The 21,751-nt window shown below is 67.9% G+C and carries 24 protein-coding genes; 11 read left to right on the top strand and 13 right to left on the bottom strand.

All coding sequences use genetic code 11. The features are described 5' to 3' along the window. Positions 1 to 349 (top strand): glycerate kinase (locus BN10_RS03020; protein WP_198013995.1); only part of this gene is annotated, 349 nt, incomplete at its 5' end. 94 nt (positions 350 to 443) lie between these two features. Further along, positions 444 to 815: an iron-sulfur cluster insertion protein ErpA gene (erpA, locus tag BN10_RS03025; RefSeq protein WP_010849687.1), complete on the top strand. Its 372-nt coding sequence runs from the start codon at positions 444 to 446 to the stop codon at positions 813 to 815. 67 nt (positions 816 to 882) lie between these two features. On the opposite strand, the gene BN10_RS03030 is transcribed toward erpA, so the two are convergent. Together BN10_RS03030 and BN10_RS03035 are read right to left on the bottom strand one after the other, a co-directional pair. Continuing rightward, positions 883 to 1,404: a hypothetical protein gene (locus BN10_RS03030; RefSeq protein ID WP_010849689.1), complete on the bottom strand. Its 522-nt coding sequence runs from the start codon at positions 1,402 to 1,404 to the stop codon at positions 883 to 885. 1 nt (position 1,405) lies between these two features. Then, a complete protein-coding gene (locus BN10_RS03035; protein ID WP_010849690.1) occupies positions 1,406 to 1,759 on the bottom strand; it encodes a PadR family transcriptional regulator in 354 nt (117 codons plus the stop codon). A 104-nt stretch (positions 1,760 to 1,863) separates the two neighbouring features. On the opposite strand from BN10_RS03035, the gene BN10_RS03040 reads away from it, so the two are divergent. Both BN10_RS03040 and aat read left to right on the top strand, forming a co-directional pair. Beyond that, complete coding sequence (locus BN10_RS03040; protein WP_010849691.1) at positions 1,864 to 2,847, top strand: carbohydrate kinase family protein; 984 nt, start codon at positions 1,864 to 1,866, stop codon at positions 2,845 to 2,847. Continuing rightward, the gene (gene aat, locus BN10_RS03045; protein WP_010849692.1) at positions 2,832 to 3,542 is read left to right on the top strand and encodes a leucyl/phenylalanyl-tRNA--protein transferase; all 711 of its coding nucleotides are present in this window, start codon (positions 2,832 to 2,834) and stop codon (positions 3,540 to 3,542) included. Before BN10_RS03040 ends, aat begins: the two co-directional genes overlap by 16 nt. Here aat and BN10_RS03050 read toward each other — a convergent pair. Both BN10_RS03050 and BN10_RS03055 read right to left on the bottom strand, forming a co-directional pair. After that, the gene (locus BN10_RS03050) at positions 3,509 to 3,760 is read right to left on the bottom strand and encodes a sulfurtransferase TusA family protein (RefSeq protein WP_010849693.1); all 252 of its coding nucleotides are present in this window, start codon (positions 3,758 to 3,760) and stop codon (positions 3,509 to 3,511) included. The genes aat and BN10_RS03050 overlap by 34 nt on opposite strands. Next, positions 3,757 to 4,893: a cysteine desulfurase family protein gene (locus BN10_RS03055; protein ID WP_233354251.1), complete on the bottom strand. Its 1,137-nt coding sequence runs from the start codon at positions 4,891 to 4,893 to the stop codon at positions 3,757 to 3,759. The genes BN10_RS03050 and BN10_RS03055 overlap by 4 nt, the downstream gene beginning before the upstream one ends. Before the next feature lie 92 nt (positions 4,894 to 4,985). Between BN10_RS03055 and ctaC the strand changes: the two genes are divergently transcribed. From ctaC to BN10_RS03075, 4 genes are all read left to right on the top strand, one after another. Then, complete coding sequence (gene ctaC / locus BN10_RS03060; RefSeq protein ID WP_010849695.1) at positions 4,986 to 5,870, top strand: aa3-type cytochrome oxidase subunit II; 885 nt, start codon at positions 4,986 to 4,988, stop codon at positions 5,868 to 5,870. 29 nt (positions 5,871 to 5,899) lie between these two features. After that, a complete protein-coding gene (ctaD, locus tag BN10_RS03065; RefSeq protein WP_040752371.1) occupies positions 5,900 to 7,690 on the top strand; it encodes an aa3-type cytochrome oxidase subunit I in 1,791 nt (596 codons plus the stop codon). A 3-nt stretch (positions 7,691 to 7,693) separates the two neighbouring features. After that, on the top strand, positions 7,694 to 8,107 hold the full coding sequence (locus BN10_RS03070; RefSeq protein ID WP_010849697.1) for a cytochrome c oxidase subunit 4: 414 nt from the start codon (positions 7,694 to 7,696) through the stop codon (positions 8,105 to 8,107). 165 nt (positions 8,108 to 8,272) lie between these two features. After that, the gene (locus BN10_RS03075; RefSeq protein WP_010849698.1) at positions 8,273 to 9,499 is read left to right on the top strand and encodes a L,D-transpeptidase; all 1,227 of its coding nucleotides are present in this window, start codon (positions 8,273 to 8,275) and stop codon (positions 9,497 to 9,499) included. Here BN10_RS03075 and BN10_RS03080 read toward each other — a convergent pair. From BN10_RS03080 to ctaE, 7 genes are all read right to left on the bottom strand, one after another. Next, the gene (locus BN10_RS03080) at positions 9,496 to 9,849 is read right to left on the bottom strand and encodes a metallopeptidase family protein (protein WP_010849699.1); all 354 of its coding nucleotides are present in this window, start codon (positions 9,847 to 9,849) and stop codon (positions 9,496 to 9,498) included. The two genes, BN10_RS03075 and BN10_RS03080, sit on opposite strands and share 4 nt — an antisense overlap. Positions 9,850 to 9,934: 85 nt before the next feature. After that, complete coding sequence (locus BN10_RS03085) at positions 9,935 to 11,284, bottom strand: anaerobic C4-dicarboxylate transporter (protein WP_010849700.1); 1,350 nt, start codon at positions 11,282 to 11,284, stop codon at positions 9,935 to 9,937. Further along, positions 11,284 to 12,753, bottom strand: a complete 1,470-nt coding sequence (gene aspA, locus BN10_RS03090; protein ID WP_040750874.1) for an aspartate ammonia-lyase — start codon at positions 12,751 to 12,753, stop codon at positions 11,284 to 11,286. The genes BN10_RS03085 and aspA overlap by 1 nt, the downstream gene beginning before the upstream one ends. A 447-nt stretch (positions 12,754 to 13,200) precedes the next feature. Beyond that, positions 13,201 to 14,940, bottom strand: a complete 1,740-nt coding sequence (qcrB, locus tag BN10_RS03100) for a cytochrome bc1 complex cytochrome b subunit (protein WP_010849703.1) — start codon at positions 14,938 to 14,940, stop codon at positions 13,201 to 13,203. Then, on the bottom strand, positions 14,940 to 16,046 hold the full coding sequence (qcrA, locus tag BN10_RS03105) for a cytochrome bc1 complex Rieske iron-sulfur subunit (protein ID WP_010849704.1): 1,107 nt from the start codon (positions 16,044 to 16,046) through the stop codon (positions 14,940 to 14,942). The genes qcrB and qcrA overlap by 1 nt, the downstream gene beginning before the upstream one ends. Before the next feature lie 52 nt (positions 16,047 to 16,098). Continuing rightward, on the bottom strand, positions 16,099 to 16,905 hold the full coding sequence (gene qcrC / locus BN10_RS03110) for a cytochrome bc1 complex diheme cytochrome c subunit (protein WP_010849705.1): 807 nt from the start codon (positions 16,903 to 16,905) through the stop codon (positions 16,099 to 16,101). 51 nt (positions 16,906 to 16,956) lie between these two features. Continuing rightward, a complete protein-coding gene (gene ctaE, locus BN10_RS03115) occupies positions 16,957 to 17,628 on the bottom strand; it encodes an aa3-type cytochrome oxidase subunit III (protein ID WP_010849706.1) in 672 nt (223 codons plus the stop codon). An 86-nt stretch (positions 17,629 to 17,714) separates the two neighbouring features. Between ctaE and BN10_RS03120 the strand changes: the two genes are divergently transcribed. Next, on the top strand, positions 17,715 to 18,173 hold the full coding sequence (locus tag BN10_RS03120; protein WP_010849708.1) for a response regulator transcription factor: 459 nt from the start codon (positions 17,715 to 17,717) through the stop codon (positions 18,171 to 18,173). Positions 18,174 to 18,178: 5 nt separating this feature from the next. Then, a complete protein-coding gene (trpD, locus tag BN10_RS03125) occupies positions 18,179 to 19,258 on the top strand; it encodes an anthranilate phosphoribosyltransferase (protein ID WP_010849709.1) in 1,080 nt (359 codons plus the stop codon). A 2-nt stretch (positions 19,259 to 19,260) separates the two neighbouring features. Here the strand turns inward: trpD and BN10_RS03130 are convergent, their stop codons facing one another. Together BN10_RS03130 and BN10_RS03135 are read right to left on the bottom strand one after the other, a co-directional pair. After that, the gene (locus tag BN10_RS03130; RefSeq protein WP_010849710.1) at positions 19,261 to 19,539 is read right to left on the bottom strand and encodes an Lrp/AsnC family transcriptional regulator; all 279 of its coding nucleotides are present in this window, start codon (positions 19,537 to 19,539) and stop codon (positions 19,261 to 19,263) included. A 45-nt stretch (positions 19,540 to 19,584) separates the two neighbouring features. Beyond that, positions 19,585 to 21,306, bottom strand: a complete 1,722-nt coding sequence (locus BN10_RS03135) for a DEDD exonuclease domain-containing protein (protein WP_010849711.1) — start codon at positions 21,304 to 21,306, stop codon at positions 19,585 to 19,587. A 178-nt stretch (positions 21,307 to 21,484) separates the two neighbouring features. On the opposite strand from BN10_RS03135, the gene BN10_RS03140 reads away from it, so the two are divergent. Beyond that, positions 21,485 to 21,751 (top strand): hypothetical protein, encoded by a 267-nt coding sequence (locus tag BN10_RS03140; RefSeq protein ID WP_010849712.1) that lies wholly within the window; start codon positions 21,485 to 21,487, stop codon positions 21,749 to 21,751.

Here is a 21,751-nt window from a genome sequence, read left to right on the forward strand (position 1 = left end):
CGGGCGCCGCACGTCCGGCGTCGAGACCGTGCTCGACGCGGTGGGCTTCGACGACCTGCTCCTCGGCGCCGACGTGGTCGTCACCGGGGAGGGAGCCTTCGATTGGCAGAGCCTGCACGGCAAGGTCACCGTCGGGGTCGCGCAACGTGCGGCCGCGCGCGCCCTGCCGGTCGTGCTCATCGCGGGGCAGGTCCTCGTCGGCCGCCGCGAGACGATGGGCGCCGGGATCAGTGGTGCGTATGCCGTGGCCGAGACCGCGGAGCAGGTCGCCGCGGCGATGGCCGACCCGGTCGGCACCCTGGCGGACCGTGCCGCGCGGGTGGCTCGCACCTGGTCACCGCGACGGTGACCCTCTGTGGGGGCGCGTATCCTGTCGGGGAACACTTCGTGGCCTCCCATGGTTCCCCTTGACGGCCACGTCCTCGATCCCAGGAGTCAATTCGATGAGCGAGCAGCTCGACACCGCCACCCCGGACACCACCACCGAGGCGCACGGCGTCCTCCTGACCGATGTCGCCGCCGACAAGGTCAGGTCCCTCCTCGAGCAGGAGGGCCGCGATGACCTTCGCCTGCGCGTCGGCGTGCAGCCCGGTGGCTGCTCCGGCCTGATCTACCAGCTCTACTTCGACGAGCGCACCCTCGACGGTGACCTCGTGCGCGACTACGACGGTGTCGAAGTCGTCGTCGACCGGATGAGCGCCCCCTACCTCGACGGTGCGTCCATCGACTTCTCGGACACGATCGAGAAGCAGGGCTTCACCATCGACAACCCGAACGCCGGCAGCAGCTGCGCCTGCGGCGACAGCTTCAGCTGAGCCCACGGCATACGAAAGAAGGAAGTCTCACCCCACGCGGGTGAGACTTCCTTCTTTGCGTATGCCGTCAGCTCGCCTTCTGGGTGAAGGCTCGCCACGGACGGGCGACCAGGACGAAGGCGAGCAACGGCAGCCCGAGGACGTACCACTGCGCATTGCCGGCGCCGACGGACAGGCCACCACGGTTCGGCTCGATGCGGGCCATGAAGTCCACGCCGAACCACGGGAAGACGAATCCGGTCACCTGCTGGCCGACGACCCCGGACGCGTCGACGCCCGAGGTGAAGGTCGACGCGGTGTACATCAGGCCGAAGACCACGACGACGAAGGCGAGGGATGCCCACATGGCCCCGAGGGACCAGCGGGGCCGCTGGGCCGCCTCCGGTGTCATCGCGTAGGCGAGTTCCTTGGGTGATCCGATGTTGAAAAGGGCCTGGGTCACGCCGACGTCAGCGGCGGCGTCACGCAGGTTGGTGCGCAGCTCGCGTCGTGCCTCCTTGCGTCGGCGCGAGCGCATACCGCGTAGCTCGAGCCAGAAATCGTAGGTCTGGACGGCGTTCTCGATGCGGAACCGGTCGATGATCCCCATGTCAGTTCTCCTTCGGGTGCGTGACGGACGGTGTCAGACCACTGACCCTGCCGACCGAGGCGACCAGGTCATGCCAGGACTCGCGACGGGCGACGAGGTCGGCGCGCCCGTCCGCTGTGGTCCGGTAGTACTTGCGCGCCGGCCCGCTGGCCGAGCGCTGGAGGTAGGACTCGAGATGACCGGCGGCCTCGAGCCTGGTGAGCGCCGGGTAGACCGTGCCCTCCGCGAGGTCGGTGAAGCCCGCCTCGCGTAGCGCCGTGACGATCCCGTAGCCGTAGTTGTCCTCGTCGGCGAGCAAGGAGAGAAGCAGAAGGGCGAGGACTCCCTTCAACATCTGCGCGTCGTGGATGCTCATGGGTTCATCTTTCACCTAGTACTAGGTAATGTCAAGTACTAGGTGAAAGAGGACCGAACAATCGCGGCATCTCGAAACAACGTCGGGAAGTTAGAGTGCTTGCCGTGCGCATCGCAGTCACCGGTTCCATCGCCTCTGACCATCTGATGACCTTCCGCGGACGGTTTGCCGACAGTCTCGTCGTCGAGCAGCTCGACAAGATCTCGGTGTCCTTCCTGGCCGACTCGCTCGACATCCGGCGCGGGGGAGTGGCCCCCAACATCTGCTTCGGGATGGCAAGCCTGGGCCAGCGGCCGATCCTCGTCGGCGCGGCCGGTGAGGACTTTGCCGACTACCGCAGTTGGTTGACTCGCCATGGGGTCGACTGCGACCACGTGCACATCTCGACGACCAAGCACACCGCGCGCTTCGTCTGCACGACCGATGACGACATGGCCCAGATGGCCACCTTCTACGCCGGAGCCATGGCCGAGGCCCGCAACATCGAACTCCAGCCAGTGGCCGGAGCGGAGGGGCTCGACCTCGTGCTCATCGGCGCCAACGACCCGGACGCGATGCTGCGCCACACCGAGGAGTGCCGCACCCGCGGCTACCGGTTCGTCGCCGACCCCAGCCAGCAGCTCGCCTTCGCCGACGGCCCCTTCATCCGCCGGCTCATCGACGGAGCCGACTACCTCTTCACCAACGACTACGAGTCGCACATCATCGAGCAGAAGACCGGCTGGTCCCAGGACGAGATCATGGATCGCGTCACGACGCGGGTGATCACCCGCGGGCGGCACGGCTCCGACATCTACACCAAGGGGGAGGAACCGATCCACGTCGGCGTCGATGACGACGTGGCGCGCGTGGACCCCACCGGGGTCGGGGATGCCTTCCGGGCCGGTTTCCTCACCGGACTGTCCGCCGGCCTGGGTCACGAGCGATGCGCGCAGTTGGGGTCGGTGCTCGCGGCCTACGTCCTGGAGACGGTCGGGACGCAGGAGTACGCGCCGGGCACCAAGGCCTTCGTGGACCGTTTCGCGCTGGCCTACGGCGACGACGCTGCGGCCGAGGTCGCCCCGCACTTCACGTGCCCCCGTCCCTGACCCCTCCCTTCCCGCCGCTCGACCCCGGGCCGAGCAGCTGGGACCTCGGTGCCCTCGTCGCGACTGCCGAACCCGGTGAGGACCTCATCGCGGCCGGGGGAGACCTCGACCCGTCCACCCTCGTGGACGCCTACCGCCACGGACTCTTCCCCATGGGGTTGGGCAAGCATGGCAAAGGGCCCATCGGCTGGTGGTCACCGGACCCGCGTGGCGTGTTGGTGCCCGGGGACCTACGCGTCCGCAAGTCCCTCCGGAAGGTTCTCAAGCGGTTCGAGATCCGGATCGACACCGCCTTCGACGAGGTGATGGCCAGTTGCGGTGACCCCACGCGGACCGGTCGCTGGATCACGCCGGAGGTGACCGCGGCCTACCGGCGCCTCCATGACCTCGGGTGGGCGCACAGTGTGGAGACCTGGCTCGGCGGTGAACTCGTGGGAGGCCTCTACGGCGTCGCGATCGGCGGTCTCTTCGCGGGAGAGTCGATGTTCCACAACGTGCGCGACGCGAGCAAGGCCGCCCTCGTCGGGCTGGTCGAGTTGATCGCGGCCGATGGCGATGAACGTCGTCTCATCGACGTCCAGTGGCGCACCGATCACCTGGCCAGTCTCGGGGTCAACGAGGTCGGCCGCGCGGACTACCTCGCCGCTCTCGGTCGCGCCCTTCAGGCGCCCCCGGTCGACTTCCGGGGCGCCTGACCCACCACCACGAGGTATGCCGTGTGCTCACCCACGTCGGTCTGGCTCACGGTGTGCCCCTTGAGTCGGCACCAGGCCGGGATGTCGGCTCGGGCAGCCGGGTCGTCGGCCAGGACCTCGATGCGGCTACCCGCCGGCAGGTCAGCGGCCAGCCGCGCCAGAGCGATGACGGGCAAGGGGCATTTCTGGCCGCGCGCGTCGAGGTGGTGGCTGCTCACAGGCGGTCGGTCCCGAGCTGCGCGCGGACCGTGCTGACCGCGTCGGGGAGGACCGTGCAGAAGCGGTCCACGTCCTGTGCTCGATGGGGAGCCACCGCCGACGTCGGCAGCGTGATCCGCACATTCCCGTGGGTGACCGCCCCGATGGCCGCGAGCACATGGCTCGGCTCGAGGGTGTCCGCGGTGCACGCCGAGCCGCTGGCGACCGCGAAGCCGCGGCGGTCGAGCTCGTGGACGAGTGTCTCGCCGTCGACGTAGAGCACACTGAAGGTGGCGACGTGGGGCAGTCGGTCGGTCGCCGATCCGACGACCTGGACGTCCGGGAGAGCCGCGGCCGCGGCACGGATCCTGTCGATCAGCGCAGAGGTCGCCCGATCCTCGACCTCGCGGTCCGCCTCCTGTTGGCGCCAGGCCTCGGCGGCGGCCAGGGCGAGCGGGACGAATGGGGGAGCGGGCTCCAGCCCGCGCTCGGGCGTCGACACGGGCTGCCGCTTCACGCGGGTGCCCGGCCGGACGGCGAGCACCCCAAGGGGTGGGCCGCCCACGGAGGACGCGTCCGCGGCATACGCATCGGGGCGGGGTGGCAGTGGGGACCGACCCCACGAGGCCGCGAGGTCGACGAGCAGCGGAACCCCCGCCGCCGCACTGGCGGCGAGCGCGTCCGCGATGGGTTGCCGGGTGCCGATCTCCTGGTTGGCGGCGGCGAGGACACACAGGGCGACATGGGGAGCGGCGAGTCGCTCGCGGAGGGCCACGAGGTCGAGACGGCCCTCCGAGTCCACGCCGACCGCGTCGACATCCGGTTCGCGCAGGACCAGGGCCTGGTCGACGGCCGTCGTGACGATGGTCGCTCCGACACGCCGGCGCGCCTGTCGTATGCCGCGCAGACCCGCGAGGAGCGCATGGCTGCCGGTCGGGTGGAGGGTCACCTCGTCGGGGCGAGCGTCCAGCCCCGCGGCCAGCACCGAACGGGCTGTGTCGAGCAGCGCAGCAGCCCTCCGACCCTCACTGTGCAGGCGCCTCGGATCGGCCCATCCGGCGTCGAGTGCGGCGAGGAAGGTCTCTCTCGCGGCTGGGTGCATCGGACCCGGTGCGGCGTCCAGAACTGCACGCTGGAAGTCGGGGTCCGCCACGGCCGCCACGTTAGTCGACCCCACCCGCCCAGAAGGCGGTCGATGCACTAGTCTGGCCACGTTCACTGCCTCAACCGTCGAAGGGTGCCTCGGTGCGTCAGCGCGACCACGTCGTCCCCCGATCCCGGAGCCGCGCACTGCGCGTGGGTGTGCTCTCGGTGATCGCCGCGCTCACCCTCACGGGGTGTGAGCAAGGCCAGTTCGTCAACGGCTTCCTGCCGCAGGGTGTCACCGAAGGAGCCGATCGGGTCACGACCCTGTGGGTCTGGTCCTGGGTCGCCCTCTTCGGCGTCGGCTTCCTGGTGTGGGGCCTGATCATCTGGTGCATGGTCGCCTACCGGCGCCGCAAGGATGACAACGAGCTGCCCGTCCAGCTCCGCTACAACGTGCCGATCGAGATCCTCTACACGGTCGTGCCGATCTTCATGATCGCCACCTTCTTCTACTACACCGCCCGCGACGAGAGCGCCCTGCTCGACACCGCGCAGGAGCCCGACGTGAGCATCAACGTCGTGGGCAAGCAGTGGAGCTGGGACTTCAACTACGTCGATGAGCAGGTCCACGAGACCGGCGCGCAGGCCATCCTCACCGGTGAGCCGGGCGCCGAGGAGACCATCCCCACGCTCTACCTGCCCGTCGGTGAGCGCGTGCAGTTCTACCTGACCGCGCGTGACGTCATCCACTCCTTCTGGGTCCCGCAGTTCCTGCAGAAGATGGACATGATTCCGGGGCGGGTCAACACCTTCCAGGTGACGCCGACCCAGGAGGGCACCTTCAAGGGCAAATGTGCCGAACTCTGCGGCGCCTACCACTCGGCCATGCTCTTCAACGTCAAGGTCGTGTCCCGCAGTGAGTACGACGCGCACATGGCCGAGCTCAAGGCCAAGGGCCAGACCGGACTCCTGCCGAACGGGCTCTCCCGTCAGCAGTTGATGAAGGGCCAGGAAAAGCTCCTGCCCGAGAACGCGAGGGGTTGACCATGAGCGCAGTCGTCGACAGCGGCACCATGCACCGCACCGCCGAAGCCACCCGGGCGACCCACCGGCTGGCTCCGGGATCGACCGTCGTCAAGTGGATCACCACGACCGACCACAAGGTCATCGGCAACCTCTACTTCATCACCTCGTTCATCTGGTTCCTGCTCGGTGGCGCGATGGCCCTGGTCATCCGCGCCGAGTTGCTCGAGCCGGGTCTGCAGCTGGTCGACAACCCCGACCAGTTCAACCAGCTCTTCACGATGCACGGCACGATCATGCTGCTGCTCTTCGCGACACCGCTCTTCGCGGGCTTCGCCAATGCGCTCATGCCGCTGCAGATCGGTGCGCCGGATGTCTCCTTCCCGCGCCTGAACATGTTTGCCTACTGGCTCTACCTCTTCGGTGGGGTCATTGCGGCGGCCGGCTTCCTCACCCCCGGCGGAGCTGCCGCGTTCGGCTGGTTCGCCTACGCGCCCCTCTCCGACTCGGCCTACAGCCCCGGTGTCGGCGGTGACCTCTGGGTCTTCGGCCTCGCGCTCGGTGGTTTCGGCACGATTCTGGGCGCCGTCAACTTCATCACGACGATTCTGACCATGCGGGCGCCCGGCATGACGATGTTCCGGATGCCCGTCTTCACCTGGACGGTCCTGGTGACCTCGATCCTCGTGCTGCTCATCTTCCCGGCGCTGGCTGCGGCCCTCTTCGCCCTGGGTGCGGATCGACGCTTTGGGGCTCATGTCTTCGACCCGGACAACGGCGGGCCGATGCTGTGGCAGCACATCTTCTGGTTCTTCGGCCATCCAGAGGTCTACGTCATCGCCCTGCCCTTCTTCGGCATCATCTCCGAGGTGCTGCCGGTGTTCAGCCGCAAGCCGATCTTCGGTTACAAGACCCTCGTCGCGGCGATGATCGCCATCGCCGCCCTCTCGGTCGCGGTCTGGGCCCACCACATGTATGTCACGGGCCAGGTCCTGTTGCCCTTCTTCGCGATCATGACGATGCTCATCGCGGTGCCGACAGGCGTGAAGTTCTTCAACTGGATCGGCACGATGTGGGGCGGCAAGCTTTCCTTCGACACCCCGATGATCTGGGCGCTGGGCTTCCTCACCACCTTCCTCTTCGGTGGCCTGACCGGCGTCATCCTGGCCAGCCCGGCCCTGGACTTCCAGTTGTCCGACAGCTACTTCGTCGTCGCCCACTTCCACTACGTCGTCTTCGGCACCGTCGTCTTCGCGATGTTCGCCGGGTTCTACTTCTGGTGGCCCAAGCTGACCGGCCGGATGCTCGACGAGCGGCTCGGCAAGATCCACTTCTGGCTGCTCTTCGTCGGCTTCCACACGACATTCCTCGTGCAGCACCTGCTGGGTATCTGGGGTATGCCGCGGCGGTACGCCGACTATCTGCCCGAGGACGGCTTCACGCTCGGCAACCAGATCTCCACCGCTGGGTCCTTCATCCTCGGCATCTCGTTCGTGCCCTTCCTCTGGAACGTCTACACAACCTGGAAGAACGCACCCTTGGTCAAGACCGACGACCCGTGGGGCTATGGCGCCTCGCTGGAATGGGCGACGTCGTGCCCGCCGCCGCGGCACAACTTCGACTCGATTCCGCGGATCCGCTCGGAGCGCCCGGCCTTCGACCTGCACCACCCCGAGGCCGCCCCCGGTGCCGCACCGAGCGGAATCAACAAGCACCTGGGCGGTGCCGACCTGCGCGGGGCCAGCAAGGCGCCCGTGGGTCAGGACGGTGGCACCGGCTTCAAGGACGCGCCGGAGACCATCCCGGAGCCGACCGATGTCGACGACACTAAGGAGCACTGACCGATGAGGGCCATGGAGCGCATCGGCACCCTCATCGGTGTCTTCGCCTTCGCCGTCGCCGCGTGGTACGGCATCTGGACATCCTCGACCGTCAATGGCGTCGAGTTCGTCGGCGTCATCGGTCTGATCATGGGTGGCCTGCTCGGCTTCATGATCGCGTTCTACCTCTGGCGCACCCGGATCAAGCACGCAGAGGACCCCTCGGACAACCCGGTCGGCGACATCGACGACATCTCTGGTGACTACGGGTTCTTCAGCCCCTACAGCTGGTGGCCGCTGTGGCTCGGACTCTCGGCCGCGATCTGCTTCCTCGGCCTCGCGGTCGGCTGGTGGGTCTTTGCGATCGGCGCCTTCTTCGCCGTCCCGGCCCTGATCGGCTGGACCTTCGAGTACTGGAAGGGTGCACACCACCTCTGATCCGCCCCGCGCGCCGTTCCCCTGACGGAACACCTCGGCCCCCGCCACTGTTGTGGATGGGGGCCGACGGCTTTCGGGCGCGGTCGGTCCACCCGGCTAAAATGGGTTTTCGGTCGCGACCTGCGGCCGGACCGGCAACCAACGATCGTTCGGACGTGACACCCAGTGACCAAGGACCCTCTCGGCCCCCTCTCTCGCCGCCACCTGGCGGCGGCTGCAGCCGTCGGCCTCCTTGCGGCCGCCTGCACCACGAGCCCGGAGAAGAAGTCCGCCGACGCGGCCACTGACGACGCCACGAGTGCCGCTCCCACGCCCACGCCGAGCCCGACACCCGCCGTGGTGGAGATCGTTCCGGCCGACCGGGCCACCGACGTGCTCCCCAACACCCCGGTGACCGTCACGGCGTCGGTCGGCAAGGTGAGGACCGTCAAGGTCACCGATGACCAGGGCGAGGAACTGGCGGGCAGCATCGATGCGGCCGGCAACTGGACCTCGTCGCGGTTCATGAAGCCGTCGGCGACCTACACGGTCGAAGTGTCCGCCGAAGGCCCTGACGGCACGCCGAGTACCCAGCAGGCGCAATTCACCACGCTGAAGCCGGGGGTCACCGCCACGTATGGCATCAACTACTCGGGCATGACCGTGGGCGTGGGTATGCCGGTGGCCATCCAGTTCGACTCCGCCGTGCAGACCAAGGAGATGCGCGCCCAGGTCGAGAGACTCGCCACCGTCACCACCGAGCCCGCCGTCGAGGGCAGTTGGGGGTGGCTCGACAACCGCCAACTCATGTGGCGCCCCAAGGACTTCTGGGCACCCGGCACGAAGGTGACCGTGTCCGCGCCCCTCGCGGGCGTGCAAACCGGCGACACCAAGTGGGTCGGCAAGGACGAGTCCGGTGGGTTCACCATCGGTGACGCGATGATCAGCCATGTCGACGTGCCCGGCCACACGATGACGGTGACCCGCAACGGTCAGGTCATCCGGACCATCCCGGTCAGCAACGGCCGCCCCGGTCCCGAAACCGAGACGCGGAGCGGCACCAAGGTCATCATCGAGCGGCAGTCCGAGATCACCATGGACTCGGCGACGGTCGGTATCCCCGAGGGATCGCCTGGCTACTACAAGGTCGAGACCAAGTGGAACCTGCGGGTGACGTGGACCGGTGAGTTCCTTCACTCCGCCCCGTGGTCGGTCGACGCGCAGGGGACCTCGAATGTCTCGCACGGGTGCACCAACATGGCCCCGGACAATGCCGAGTGGATGTTCAACAACAGCCGGGCCGGCGACGTTGTGCAGGTGACCGGATCAGGACGAACCTTCCAGCCGACCGAGGGCATCGGGGTCTGGCAGTACTCCTTCGAGGACTGGAAGGGGCAGAGCGCGCTGGTCTAGCCCCAACCGAGATCGTGCAGCGCCTGCTCGTCGATCCCGAAGTGGTGCGCGATCTCGTGCACGACCGTGATGACGACCTCCTCACGCAGGTCCTCGCGGTCCTCGCACATGCGTGTCAACGGGCCGCGGAAGAGCCGGATCGTGTCCGGGAGGTTGGCCAGGCCCCAGCCGGCGTCACGCTCGGTCTGCGGGATGCCCTCATAGAGCCCCAGGAGGTCGGGGTCGTCAGCCGGTGCCTCGTCCTCGACGAGGAAAACGACGTTGTCGAGCAGGTCGAGCAGGTCCGGCGGCACCTCGTCGAGCGCGTCGGCGACCAACTCCTCGAACTCCTCAGGGGTCACGTCCACCATGGTGACCACCCTGTCATGACCACAACGCACGGTGCCGTGGGCTCACCGGTGAGCCCACGGCATACGCGTGCGTGCGGGGTCGGGGTCAGATGATGATGGCTCCCAAGCCGAAGGCGAAGGCGACGCTGAGGACGATCGCGATCAGACCCGGCATGAAGAACGGGTGGTTGAAGATGTAGTGCCCGATCTTGGAGGAGCCGGTGTCGTCGATCTCGACCGCCGCGAGGAGCGTCGGGTAGGTCGGGAGGACGAACAGCGCCGACACGGCGGCGAAGGAGGCCAGCGCCGCGAGGGGGCTGACACCGATCGCGAGGGCGGTCGGGATCAGGGCTTTGGTCGTGGCGGCCTGCGAGTAGAGCAGGGAGGCCGCGACGAAGAGGACGATCGCGAGCGTCCACGGGTGGTCGGTGAGGATCGAGCCGGCGTACTCCTTGATCGTGTCCTCATGCGCCTTGACGAAGGTCGTGCCCAGCCAGGCGACACCGAGCACGCAGATCGCGGCGCTCATGCCGGACTTGAAGACCGACGAGTTGAGGATCCGGCCGGGCTCGACACCGCAGGTGAGGACGATCGCCGTACCGATGGTGAGCATGATGGCGATGATCGCGGCATCGCGGGTCATGGGCGGATCCTTGATGAGGCCGACCTTGTCACTGATGGCCGTGGAGTAAGCCATGACGGCCAGCAGACCGAGGAGGAAGATCGCGACGGACCGTTTGCCGGCCCAGGTGATCTCGCGGCCCTCTTGGCGCCCGGTGGGGGCGACCAGACCGGCAGCCTTGCGCTCCTGGTAGATCTTGAGCGTGTGCAACTCGGTGGTGCCGCGCATCTTGTCCCAAGCCATCATGATCGCCGCGGTCAGCATGCAGGCCACGAAGGTCGTCGGAATGGTGACCGCCAGGATCTGCAGGTAGTCGATGCCCTCCTTCTCCAAGGTCGAGGAGAGGAAGACCACGGCGGCCGAGATGGGGGAGGCGGTGATGGCGATCTGTGAGGAGACCACGGCGATCGACAGCGGACGCGAGGGTCGAATGTCGTTCTCCTTGGCCACTTCCGTGATGACCGGCATCATCGAGAAGGCTGTGTGACCGGTGCCCGCCATGAGGGTCAGGAAGTAGGTCACGACGGGCGCGAGGAAGCTCAGGTGCTTGGGGTTCTTGCGCAGGATGCGCTCGGCGAGGTCGACGAGTGCGTCCATGCCGCCGGCGACCTGCATCGCCGCGATGGCGACGATGACGGCCATGATGATGGCGATGACGTCGAGCGGGAGGTAGCTGATGTCACCGTCTGGGGTGTGCTTGGTGACGGCGACGGGCGCCCCGAGCAGGGCCAGCGCGAGCACACCGGCACCACCGGCGAAGCCGATCGCGATGCCGCCCTTGCGCGCCCCGATGAAGATGAAGACGAGGACGACGAGCAGGTGGATCCAGAACATCAGCGGGCACTCCGTTCGGGGAGGCCGCGCTCGTCGGCGGCGTAGACCTTGCCGGTGTAGCGCGGGGAGAGGAAGTTTTCGGTGGTGAGGACGGCGTCGACCTCATCGGCGGTCATCAGGCCCATGTCGACGACGACGTCGCGCACGGTGCGTCCGGTGCGGGCGCACTCGCGGCCGACGAGGTCACCGTTGTGGTGGCCGATGATCTCGTTGAGGTAGGTGACGATCCCGATCGAGTTCATGACGTTGGCGCGGCAGACCTCGACGTTGGCGGTGATGCCCGTGACGCACTTCTCGCGCAGGGTGCGGGCCGCGTTGGTGATCAGCTGGATCGACTCGAACAGGCTCTGGGCCAGGGCCGGCTCCATGACGTTGAGCTGGAGTTGGCCTGCCTCAGCGGCGTGGGTGATCGTGACGTCATTGCCCATGACCTTGAAGCAGACCTGGTTGACCACCTCGGGGATGACCGGGTTGACCTTGGCCGGCATGATCGAGCTGCCGGCCTGCATCTCCGGGAGGTTGATCTCGTTGAGCCCGGCGCGCGGGCCGGAGGAGAGCAGCCGCAGGTCCGAGCTGGCCTTGGAGAGCTTGACCGCGAGCCGCTTCACCGCGGAGTGGACGGCGATGTAGGCGCCATTGTCGTAGGTCGCCTCGATCAGGTCCGGTGCCGAGATGATGGTGTAGCCGGAGACCTCGCTGAGCTTGCGGCTGGCGACCTCGGGGTAGCCGTCGGGGGTGTTCAGGCCGGTGCCGATGGCGGTCGCGCCGAGGTTGACCTCGAGCAGGAGGTCCGCGGCGTTCTCGAGGCGCAGGACCTCCTCGCCGATGTTGGTGGCGTAGCCGTGGAACTCCTGGCCCAGGGTCATCGGGACCGCGTCCTGGAGCTGCGTGCGGCCCATCTTGAGCACGTCGGCGAACTCGACGCCCTTGTCGGCGAACGCCTGCGTGAGGGACTTGACCTCGGCGACCAGGTCGTCGATGAGCATGTGGACCGCGAGCCGGAACCCGGTGGGGTAGGCGTCATTGGTCGACTGGCTCTTGTTGACGTGATCGTTGGGGTTGATGGCCGCGTAGTCACCCTTGGGCAGCCCCACGAGCTCCAGGGCGAGGTTGGCGACGACCTCGTTGGTGCACATATTGGTGGAGGTGCCGGCGCCGCCCTGGAAGACGTCGATCGGCCACTGGTCCATGCAGCGGCCCTCATCGAGGATGGCGTCGCAGGCGGCGACGATCGCGTCAGCGATATCGGTCTGGATGGTGCCGAGCTCGCGGTTGGCCAGGGCCGAGGCCTTTTTGACCATGACCATGCCGCGGATCATCTGGGGGACGTCGTTGATGGTCGTGTGTGAGATACGGAAGTTCTCGATGGCTCGCAGGGTGTGCACGCCGTAGTACGCCTGCTCGGGGACCTCTCGCTGGCCGAGCAGATCCACCTCGACCCTGACTCTTGGCTCCGCCTGCGTCCCCATTCTCCTGCTCCTTGTCCTCACGGCCTGCGGCCATCGATGGTGGTCCGGGGAGCGGGCTTTGTGGGGCCGTTCCCACTACTACAAAGCGTAGTGGTTTCCCCTCGGGTTTGTGGACGAATTGGCCCATTTGGGGGTATCTGGTAGGTCACTTTGTGGGGTCTGGTCGTCAGCGAGGACGCAAGGGAGGATGGGGGCATGCGCGTCGACGGCGCGGCGACGGCCGCGGTGCTCGCTGCGGTCGCGCAGGCCTTCGAGGTGCGGACTCGCGCGGTCACGCTCGTGACCGTGCGACCAGCAGGACCAAGGTGCTCGACGTCGACATCGACGACGCGGAGGGTCACCGCCGCTGGGTCGCGCTCCTGGACTCCTGACGTCGGCCCAGGCGACACCCGCGACGAACGCCGTGAGGCCCGGCTCCGCGAACGGAACCGGGCCCCGCGGCATACCTCAGTGGTCGCGGCTTGGGACGGCTGAGCCCAGCTGGGCCGAGTCGTCCTCGTCCGCGGCCTCGATCGCCTCGTGGCCGTGGCCGTCGTGGTGGGCGGCAGCCAGCTCGGCCGGGGTGACCGGATTGACGGCGTCCTTGAAGTAGAAGTGCGACAACTTGGCCCGCAGCTTGTCGCCGCGACTGGCCGGCTTGGCCACGCCGTTCTCGTCGACTCCATCGGTGATCTCGATCGGGGCGACCGGCTCGTGCTGGACCAGGATCCAGCGCTCGTCGGCGGTGAGCTCGTCGTGCCGCTCGAAGAAGGACCCGTCGGGGGTGCGGATGATCGTGCCGGACTCGCGCTGGTGGAGCGCCAGGTTGCGGTCGGCCCGCTGCAGCGAGAGGCAGATCCGCTTGGTGCACCAGAAGACGATGATCGGCAGGATGAAGAAGGCCGCCCGCAGCACATGGGTGATGTCGTTGATCGACATGTGCAACTTGATGGCGATGATGTCGTTCGCGGCCGCGAACATCAGGACCGAATACATCGAGATGCCGGCCATGCCGATCGCGGTCCGGGTCGGGGCATTGCGGGGACGGTCGAGCAGGTGGTGCTCGCGGTTGTCACCGGTCACCCAACGCTCGACGAAGGGATAGACCCCGACGACGATGTAGACCAAGGGGAGCAGGATGAGCGCCCCCGGCATGATGTTCATCGAGAACGTGAAGCCGGCGAGGGTGAACTCCAGCCAGCCGGGCAAGAGGCGCAGGGCGCCATCGGCGAAGCCCATGTACCAGTCCGGCTGCGAGCCGGCCGTCACGGGGGAGGGGTCGTAGGGTCCGTAGGCCCAGACCGCGTTGATCGTGACCAAGGCGGCCATCAGCGAGATGACGCCGAAGACGATGAAGAAGAACCCGCCGGCCTTCGCGGCATACACCGGCATCACGGGGAAGCCGACGACGTTGTCGTTGGTCCGGCCCGGGCCGGGGAACTGGGTGTGCTTCTGCAGGGCGACCAGGACGATATGGGCCGTGAACAACCCGATCAGCACGGCCGGCAGCAGCAAGATGTGCGCGCTGTAGAGCCGGGGGATGATCGCCTCGCCGGGGAAGGGTCCACCGAAGATGCCGTAGACCAGGTAGGAGCCGATGACCGGTGCGGTCTGGACGAAGCCCTGCATGGCGCGAATACCGGTGCCCGAGAGCAGGTCGTCGGGAAGGGAGTAGCCCGAGAAGCCCTCGACGATGGCGAGCAGGGCGAGCACTGAACCGATGACCCAGTTGATTTCACGCGGCTTGCGGAAGGCGCCGGTGAAGAACACGCGGAACATGTGGACGACGATCGCCACGATGAACATCAAGGCGGCCCAGTGATGGATTTGGCGAATGATCAGGCCGCCACGGACGTCGAAGGAGATGTGCAGGGTTGAGGCGTAGGCCTCGGACATGTGGACGCCCCGCAGCGGGACGTAGGAGCCCTCGTAGACCGTGTGGCCCATGCTCGGGACGAACCAGAGCGTGAGGAAGGCGCCGGAGATGAGCGCGATGATCATCGAATACATCGCGATCTCGCCGAGCATGAAGCTCCAGTGGTCCGGGAAGACCTTCTTCATGAGGTAGCCGACGGCCTTGCCGGCACCGGTGCGGTCGTCGACCCAGCCGGCGACGCCGCCGATCTTGCGGGCTGCCGCGCTCGGTGGCGTCTGGGTCGGCTTGTCGTCGGCGCGCAGGGCGTCGGCGGGACGGGCGCTGGTGCTCATCAGCCACGCTCCCAGAAGCTCGGGCCGACCGCTTCACGGAACGGCTGGGCGGACACGAGGTAGCCCTCGTCATCGACGGTGATCTTCAACTGGGGAAGCGGCCGCTTGGCCGGGCCGAAGATGACCTTGCAGTCGTCGGTGACGTCGAAGGTCGACTGGTGGCACGGGCAGAGCAGGTGGTGGGTGCCTTGTTCGTACAGGCCGACCGGGCAGCCCACGTGGGTGCAGATCTTGGAGTAGGCGACGATGCCCTGGTGGCCCCAGTCGAGCTCCTTCTGGCTCTTGATGTCACTGGGATCCAGGCGCATGAGGAGGACAGCTGCCTTGGCCTTCTCCTCGAGGACGCCGTGCTCGAGGTCGAGCAGGCCTTCGGGCAGGACGTGGAAGACCGAGCCGATGGTGACGTCGGAGGCCTTGATCGCGGTGTTCTCCGGGTCACGCATGAGGCGCATCGGGGTGAAGGCGGGCTCCTCGCCGGGACCGGACGGACCGCCGTTCCAGAAGGTGAGGGACATGCTCTTCTGCGGCATCGGGCCCAGGCCGCCGAGGACGGGCAGCAGGACCGGGAGGGCGAACAGGCTCATCGCACCACCGAGGGTGTACTTGAGGAGCGGCCGGCGGCTCAACTGTGCCTTGCCACCCTCTTCCTTCATGATGCGCACGACCTCGTCCCGGTCGGCGTCCGAGCTGCGCATGGGGTGGCGCATCTCGACGACTTCCTCGTCGGGCATGAGGGTCTTGGCCCAGTGCACCGCGCCCAGCCCGATCCCGAGCAGGGCCAGGCCCATGCCGACCCCGAGCAGGACGTGCTGCAGGCTCATGTCGCCGATGCCCGGCAGGTAGGCCATGGTGCGGATGTCGACGAGGAAGTAGGCCAGCACGAAGAGGACCGTGCCCAGAATCGACAGGGTGAACAGGCCGGCGACCTGCTTTTCGGCACGCTTGGCCGCGGCCTCGCTGAGATCGGCTCCGCGCGGCACGTGAGGGGGCAGGCCGGGGTTCTCGAAACGGTCGGGGATGCCGCCCTGACCGACGACGTGACCCTCGTCGAGACGGACGGCGTCCTTGCCGAATCCCTCGGCGGCGGTGATGTCCTGGTCGTTCATCGGCTGATCGATCCTGTCGATGTGCGGTGGATGTGGGCGTCGGTGACGAGTGTCATGCGGCCTTCTTCCCGAGCCAGACCGCGATCCCGACCAAGAGGCCCAGGCCGAAGATCCAGGCGAACATGCCCTCGGTCACAGGCCCCAGGCGACCGAGCGAGAGACCGCCGGGGTTGCCGCCCTCCTCCACGCTCTTGAGGAAGGCGATGATGTCGCGCTTGGCCGTCGAGTCGAGGTTGGTGTCGTTGAAGACGGGCATCGACTGCGGGCCCGTCTCCATCGCCATGTAGATGTCCTTGGGGGCCACGTCCATCAGCGAGGGGGCGTACTTGCCCCGGGTGAGCGCGCCGCCCGCCCCGGAGGAGTTGTGGCACATCGCGCAGTTGACGCGGAAGAGTTCGCCACCCTTGGCGGGATCACCCTTGGTGGGGTCGACCATCTCTTCGGAGGGAATGGCCGGACCCGGGGCGAGCGACGCGACGTAGGCGCTGATCTTGGCGATGTCCTCCTCCGAGAACTTGATCGTGTCCGACCGAGGAGCCTGGGCGGTGGGGGCGCGCATCGGCATCCGGCCGGTCGACATCTGGAAATCGACCGCGGCGGCACCGACGCCTGCGAGTGTGGGGCCGGCGATGGCATCACCGGAGCCGGTCTTGCGACCCTCGGCGTTGAGGCCGTGACAACTCGCGCAGTTGGCCTGGAAGAGTTGCTTGCCCTCGCTCACGTCGTCCTGGCTGACCACGCCGGCCTCGGCCGGGCGCGGTGCCACGGCGGAGTAGGCGGCCCCCATGAGGAACAGGCCGATGAGGAGCAGCACGGCGATGGCTGCGGGGTGGCGACGGCGGGCGGCCAGTGCGTTCACGGTTGCGCGTCTTTCGTCTCGGGTCGGTGTCGGTCGGCTCGGTTCAGGGTGTCAGCGAAGGATGTAGATCATCGCGAACAGCGCGACCCACACGACATCGACGAAGTGCCAGTAGTACGAGGTGACGACGGCACCGGCCTCCTGCATGCGGGAGTAGCGGCGGGTCGTGAAGGTGCGACCGATGATGAGCAGGAAGGCGATCAGGCCACCGGTGACGTGCAGGCCGTGGAACCCCGTGGCGAGGTAGAAGACCGATCCGTAGGCGTCACTCGACAGGGTCACGCCATCGGCGACGAGGTGGGCGTACTCGAGCACCTGGCCGGCCACGAAGATCGATCCGAAGATGTAGGTGAGGACGTACCACTCACGCATGCCCCAGGAACTGACGTTGAAGAGCGAACCGGAGCGATGGGCCTTGCCGTGTTCGGCCTGGTGAACGCCCAACTGGCACCACACCGAGGAGATGACGAGGATGGCGGTGTTGGCGGCGGCGAAGGGGATGTTGAGTTGAGCCGTGCGCTCTGCCCACAACTGCGGCTCGTGCCCGCGGATCGTGAAGTAGAAGGCGAAGAGGGCAGCGAAGAACATCAACTCGCTCGACAACCAGACCATGGTGCCCACGGCCACCATGTTGGGTCGGGTCGCCGGACCATGCCCGGGGATGCTGGGGACGGGCCCCGAAGGCTTGTTCTGGATCACCGCTGCATTCGCCACGCGCGCCATTATGTCGGTAAACCGCTCGGCGCGCTCCTCCGACCCCCCGATTGAGGCAACGCAGTTGATGAATTGAGCACGGGTACGATCACGACATGGCTTCCTCGACCCACTCCGCCGCCGCGATCGAGCCCGGTTCGGCCGCCTCCGCCGGTGCCGGCCCTCGCCAGGTGAGCGTCCTTCTCTACAGCGACGACATCACGACCCGCGACTCGGTGCGCGCCGCTGCGGGTCGCCGACCCGCGCGTGACGTCGAGATCATCCGGTGGCATGAGTGCGCAACCGCGCCGGCCGTCACTGCGGCCCTCGACGCTGGTGGCTACGACCTGGTCATCCTGGACGGTGAGGCCGCACCGACCGGCGGCCTCGGTCTCTGCCGCGAACTCAAGAACGAGATCTACAACTGCCCGCCGGTGCTCGTCCTCACCGGGCGTCCGCAGGACGGGTGGCTGGCGGCGTGGTCGCTGGCCGACGCTGTCGTGCCACACCCGCTGGACCCCATCCAGGTGGCCGAGGCGGTTGCGTCGCTCGCCCGCGGCGCCCGCTCCGCCTGACCGCGGTGGACGTTGAGCCGGGTCGGATCACCTGGCCCGACCTCCTGACGGTCCTCGTCGGTGGCTCGGATCTCACTCTGGAGCAGGCCCAATGGGCCATGAACGAGGTCATGAGGGGCGAGGCGACCCCCATCCAACTGGCCGGCTTCCTCATGGCGCTGCGGGTCAAGGGTGAGTCGGTCGCGGAGATCCGCGGGTTGGCCGATGTCATGCTGGCGCACGCCCATCGCATCGAGGTGCCCGGGCCCACGATCGACATCGTCGGCACGGGCGGCGACCGCCAGAACACGGTCAACATCTCGACGATGTCAGCCATCGTCATGGCGGCCTCCGGGGTGCGCCTGGTCAAACACGGCAACCGTGCGGCCTCCTCGAGTTCTGGGTCGGCGGATGTGCTCGAGGCGTTGGGTGTGGACCTCACGCTTCCGCCCGAGCAGGTGCGACAGGTCGCGCTGGAGGCGGGGATCACCTTCTGCTTCGCCAACGCCTTCCACCCCGCGATGAGGCACGCCGCACCCGCCCGAAGCGGACTCGGAGTGGCCACGGCCTTCAACCTGCTCGGGCCGTTGACCAATCCGGCCCAGCCGACGTGGACGGCGGTCGGAGTGGCAGACAAGCGCTACGCGCCGATCATCGCCGGCGTCTTCGCGTCCCGCGGCACCGATGCCGCGGTCTTCCGTGGGCGCGACGGACTCGACGAGTTGACCGTCTCGGACGTCTCGGACCTCTGGTGGGTCCGGAACGGAGAGGTCTCCGAGCTCCAGATCACCCCGGAGGCGGTCGGGGTCCGGCGACACCCGCTCGACGACCTACGCGGTGGCGATGCAGTGCAGAACGCGGCAGTCGTCCGGGCGGTGCTCTCGGGGGAGGAGGGCGCGGCCCGGCAGGCGGTCCTGCTCAATGCGGGTGCTGCTTTGGCGGTCGCCTCCGGCGCCGCGGACGCGACGTCGGAGGCGATCACGGCAGCCATTGCCGTTGGGGTGCGCCGGGCGGCGGAGACGATCGCTTCGGGTGCGGCCCTGGCCACCCTCGACGGATGGGTCGCCGCCACTCGCAGGCTGGCTGGGCAGCAGCACCGGCCCTGACGTCAGTCGAGTCCGAGGCTGAAGGCCGTCTCGAGGTCGTGCTTGGAGTAGGTGCGGAAGGCGATGTGCGTCGCCGTCCCCGTCACGCCCTTGACCTTGTTGAGACGGTCGGCGATGACGTCGGCGAGATCCTCGTGCTGGCGGACGCGCACCAAGGCGATCAGGTCGGCGTCACCGGCCACGGAATACACCTCCGTGACGCCATCGAGGTCGGCGATCTCCTGAGCCACCTCCGGAATTCGGTCGACGTCGGCGCTGATGAGGACGATGGCGGTGATCACAGGCGTGAGCCTACTGACTTCCGTGCGCCGAGCGGCAGGACGAGGTCAGGCGCTGTGGGCGAAGCCGATGGCGTCGGCGGCCGACTGAGTGAGTGCTTCCAGTTCGGCACGCGCGGCCCCGGCACCCCCCACGGGACAGGTCCACTGCCCGACGATGTCGACGATCCGCACGCCGGGCTGCTCGAGCCACCGCAGGATCTTGTCGGTCTCCTCTGGGGTGGCCGCACTCGCTGGGGCATCGGGGGCCAGGACCACCTCGGCGGTGGCACGTGCCGCCTCGACGTAGGGCATCGGGTCTGCTCCTCGCGGTGAGATCGAGGACCCGGCGAGGCGACCGTGCCGGACAACGACGATCTCCCAGCCTCCGGCGAGGGGATGCCGTCGGGCCGCGACGAGTTCGGCCGTACGCGCCAGGGGGTCCATCCGCTGGGCGCGCGCCGCGCCCCGCACCAGCGAGAGGGTGCGGTCGCGCACCGTCCGCGCGTCCTCGAAGCGCTCCTGCTCGGAGAGCGTGGCCATCCGCTCCCGGAGACGCGCCATCACCTGCCGCGAGTCCCCGGTGAGGAGGTCGGCCACCTGGGCTGAGACCACGGCATACTCCTCGACGGTTTGGCGTCCGACGCAAGGCGCGCCGCATCGCCCCATGTCGGCGAGGGCGCAGGCCGAGCGCGGCCGGGTGGGGGAGAGCCGCTCGAGACACTGGCGCAGCGGAACCACCTCGTGGATGGCGGCGACGGCCGCCTCGGCGGCTGAACGGGAGGCGAACGGGCCGGCATACCGAGCTCCGTCGCCGATCACCGCCTTGACGATCGACAGGCGAGGGAAGGGCTCGATGGTGAGTTTGAGCCAGAGGGCCTTCTCGGGGTTGCGCGATCGACGGTTGTAGCGGGGCTTGTGGGCGGCGATCAGGCGCAACTCGCGCACCTCCGCCTCGAGAGCGGTGGGGCAGACGATCGGGGTCACCGTCTCGGCGATGCGGACCATCTCGGCCATCCGACGCCGGCCTTCGCTGGCTGTGAAGTAACTGCGCACGCGGGTGCGGATGTTGACCGAGGTGCCGACGTAGAGAGCGCGTCCCTGACCGTCCTTGAAGACATACACACCGGGGGAGTCGGGGAGGCTGTCGGCGAGATGGCGCTTGCGGCGGGTGGCGGCCGGGACCCGAGCCGAGTAGTCCTTGAGCTCCTCGAGGGAGTGCACCCCGAGGTTGCCGACTCGCTCGATCAGGCCGTGGAGGACGTCGACGGTGGCGCGGGCGTCGTGGAGGGCGCGGTGGTCGGGGGTCGTGGTGGCGCCGAAGAGGACGGCGAGGGAGGAGAGGCGGTGGTTGGGGGCCTCGTCGCGGGTCACGAGCTGGCGTGCGAGATGGACGGTGTCGAGGACGGGGTGGTTGGGCCAGGACAGGTTGGCCCGGCGTGCGGCGGCTTTGAGGAAGGAGACATCGAACCCGGCGTTGTGGGCGACGAGCACCGACCCGGCGGCGAACTCGAGGAAGGCCGTGAGGGCGGCCTCGACGCGGGGCGCGTCGCGCACCATGGAATCGGTGATGCCGGTGAGGACGGAGATGAAGGCGGGGATCGGGTGACCTGGGTTGACGAAGGTCTGGAACTCGCCCAGGACCTCGCCGCCCCTCACCTTGACGGCGCCGAACTCGGTGATGCCGCACTCCTGCGGCGAGCCCCCAGTGGTCTCGAGGTCGACGACGACGAAGGTCACGTCGGACAGAGGGGTGCCCAGGTCCTCGAGGGTGCCCTGGATCATCCGCATGTCTCGAACATATGTTCCCGGCCTGACAGTGGGTGGCAGGCGCGCTGGAAAGGCTCCGCTGAGACAACTTCTGCGTGACGCGGAAACCGGGTTTCCCGCCGCTCGGGGCCGGGCTTGAGCGGGCTGTCGGTGGCGGCTTTTAGCGTGGTCACAACACCAACGAAAGGGGTGAGTTCCGATGACCTCCCGTCACCCATTGCTCGGCCCGAGCATGACGATCGACTGTGCGCGATGTCCGGTGCAGCACACCGGGTGCGCCGACTGCATGGTGTCGGCCTTCCTGGCGAGCCCGCCGGTGATGGCCGGTGAGACAGTCCTCTCGCTCGACGCCGACGAGCGAGCGGCTGTCGACGCGTTCGCTCGTGCCGGGCTTGTCACACGTGCGGCGGCGTCGTCGGCCGTTGCGCGACACCGCGACCTGCCGGGCGGGCGCGCGACGGGCTGA

It is taken from the genome of Phycicoccus elongatus Lp2 (assembly GCF_000367525.1).
Taxonomy (GTDB): Bacteria; Actinomycetota; Actinomycetes; order Actinomycetales; family Dermatophilaceae; genus Phycicoccus_A; species Phycicoccus_A elongatus.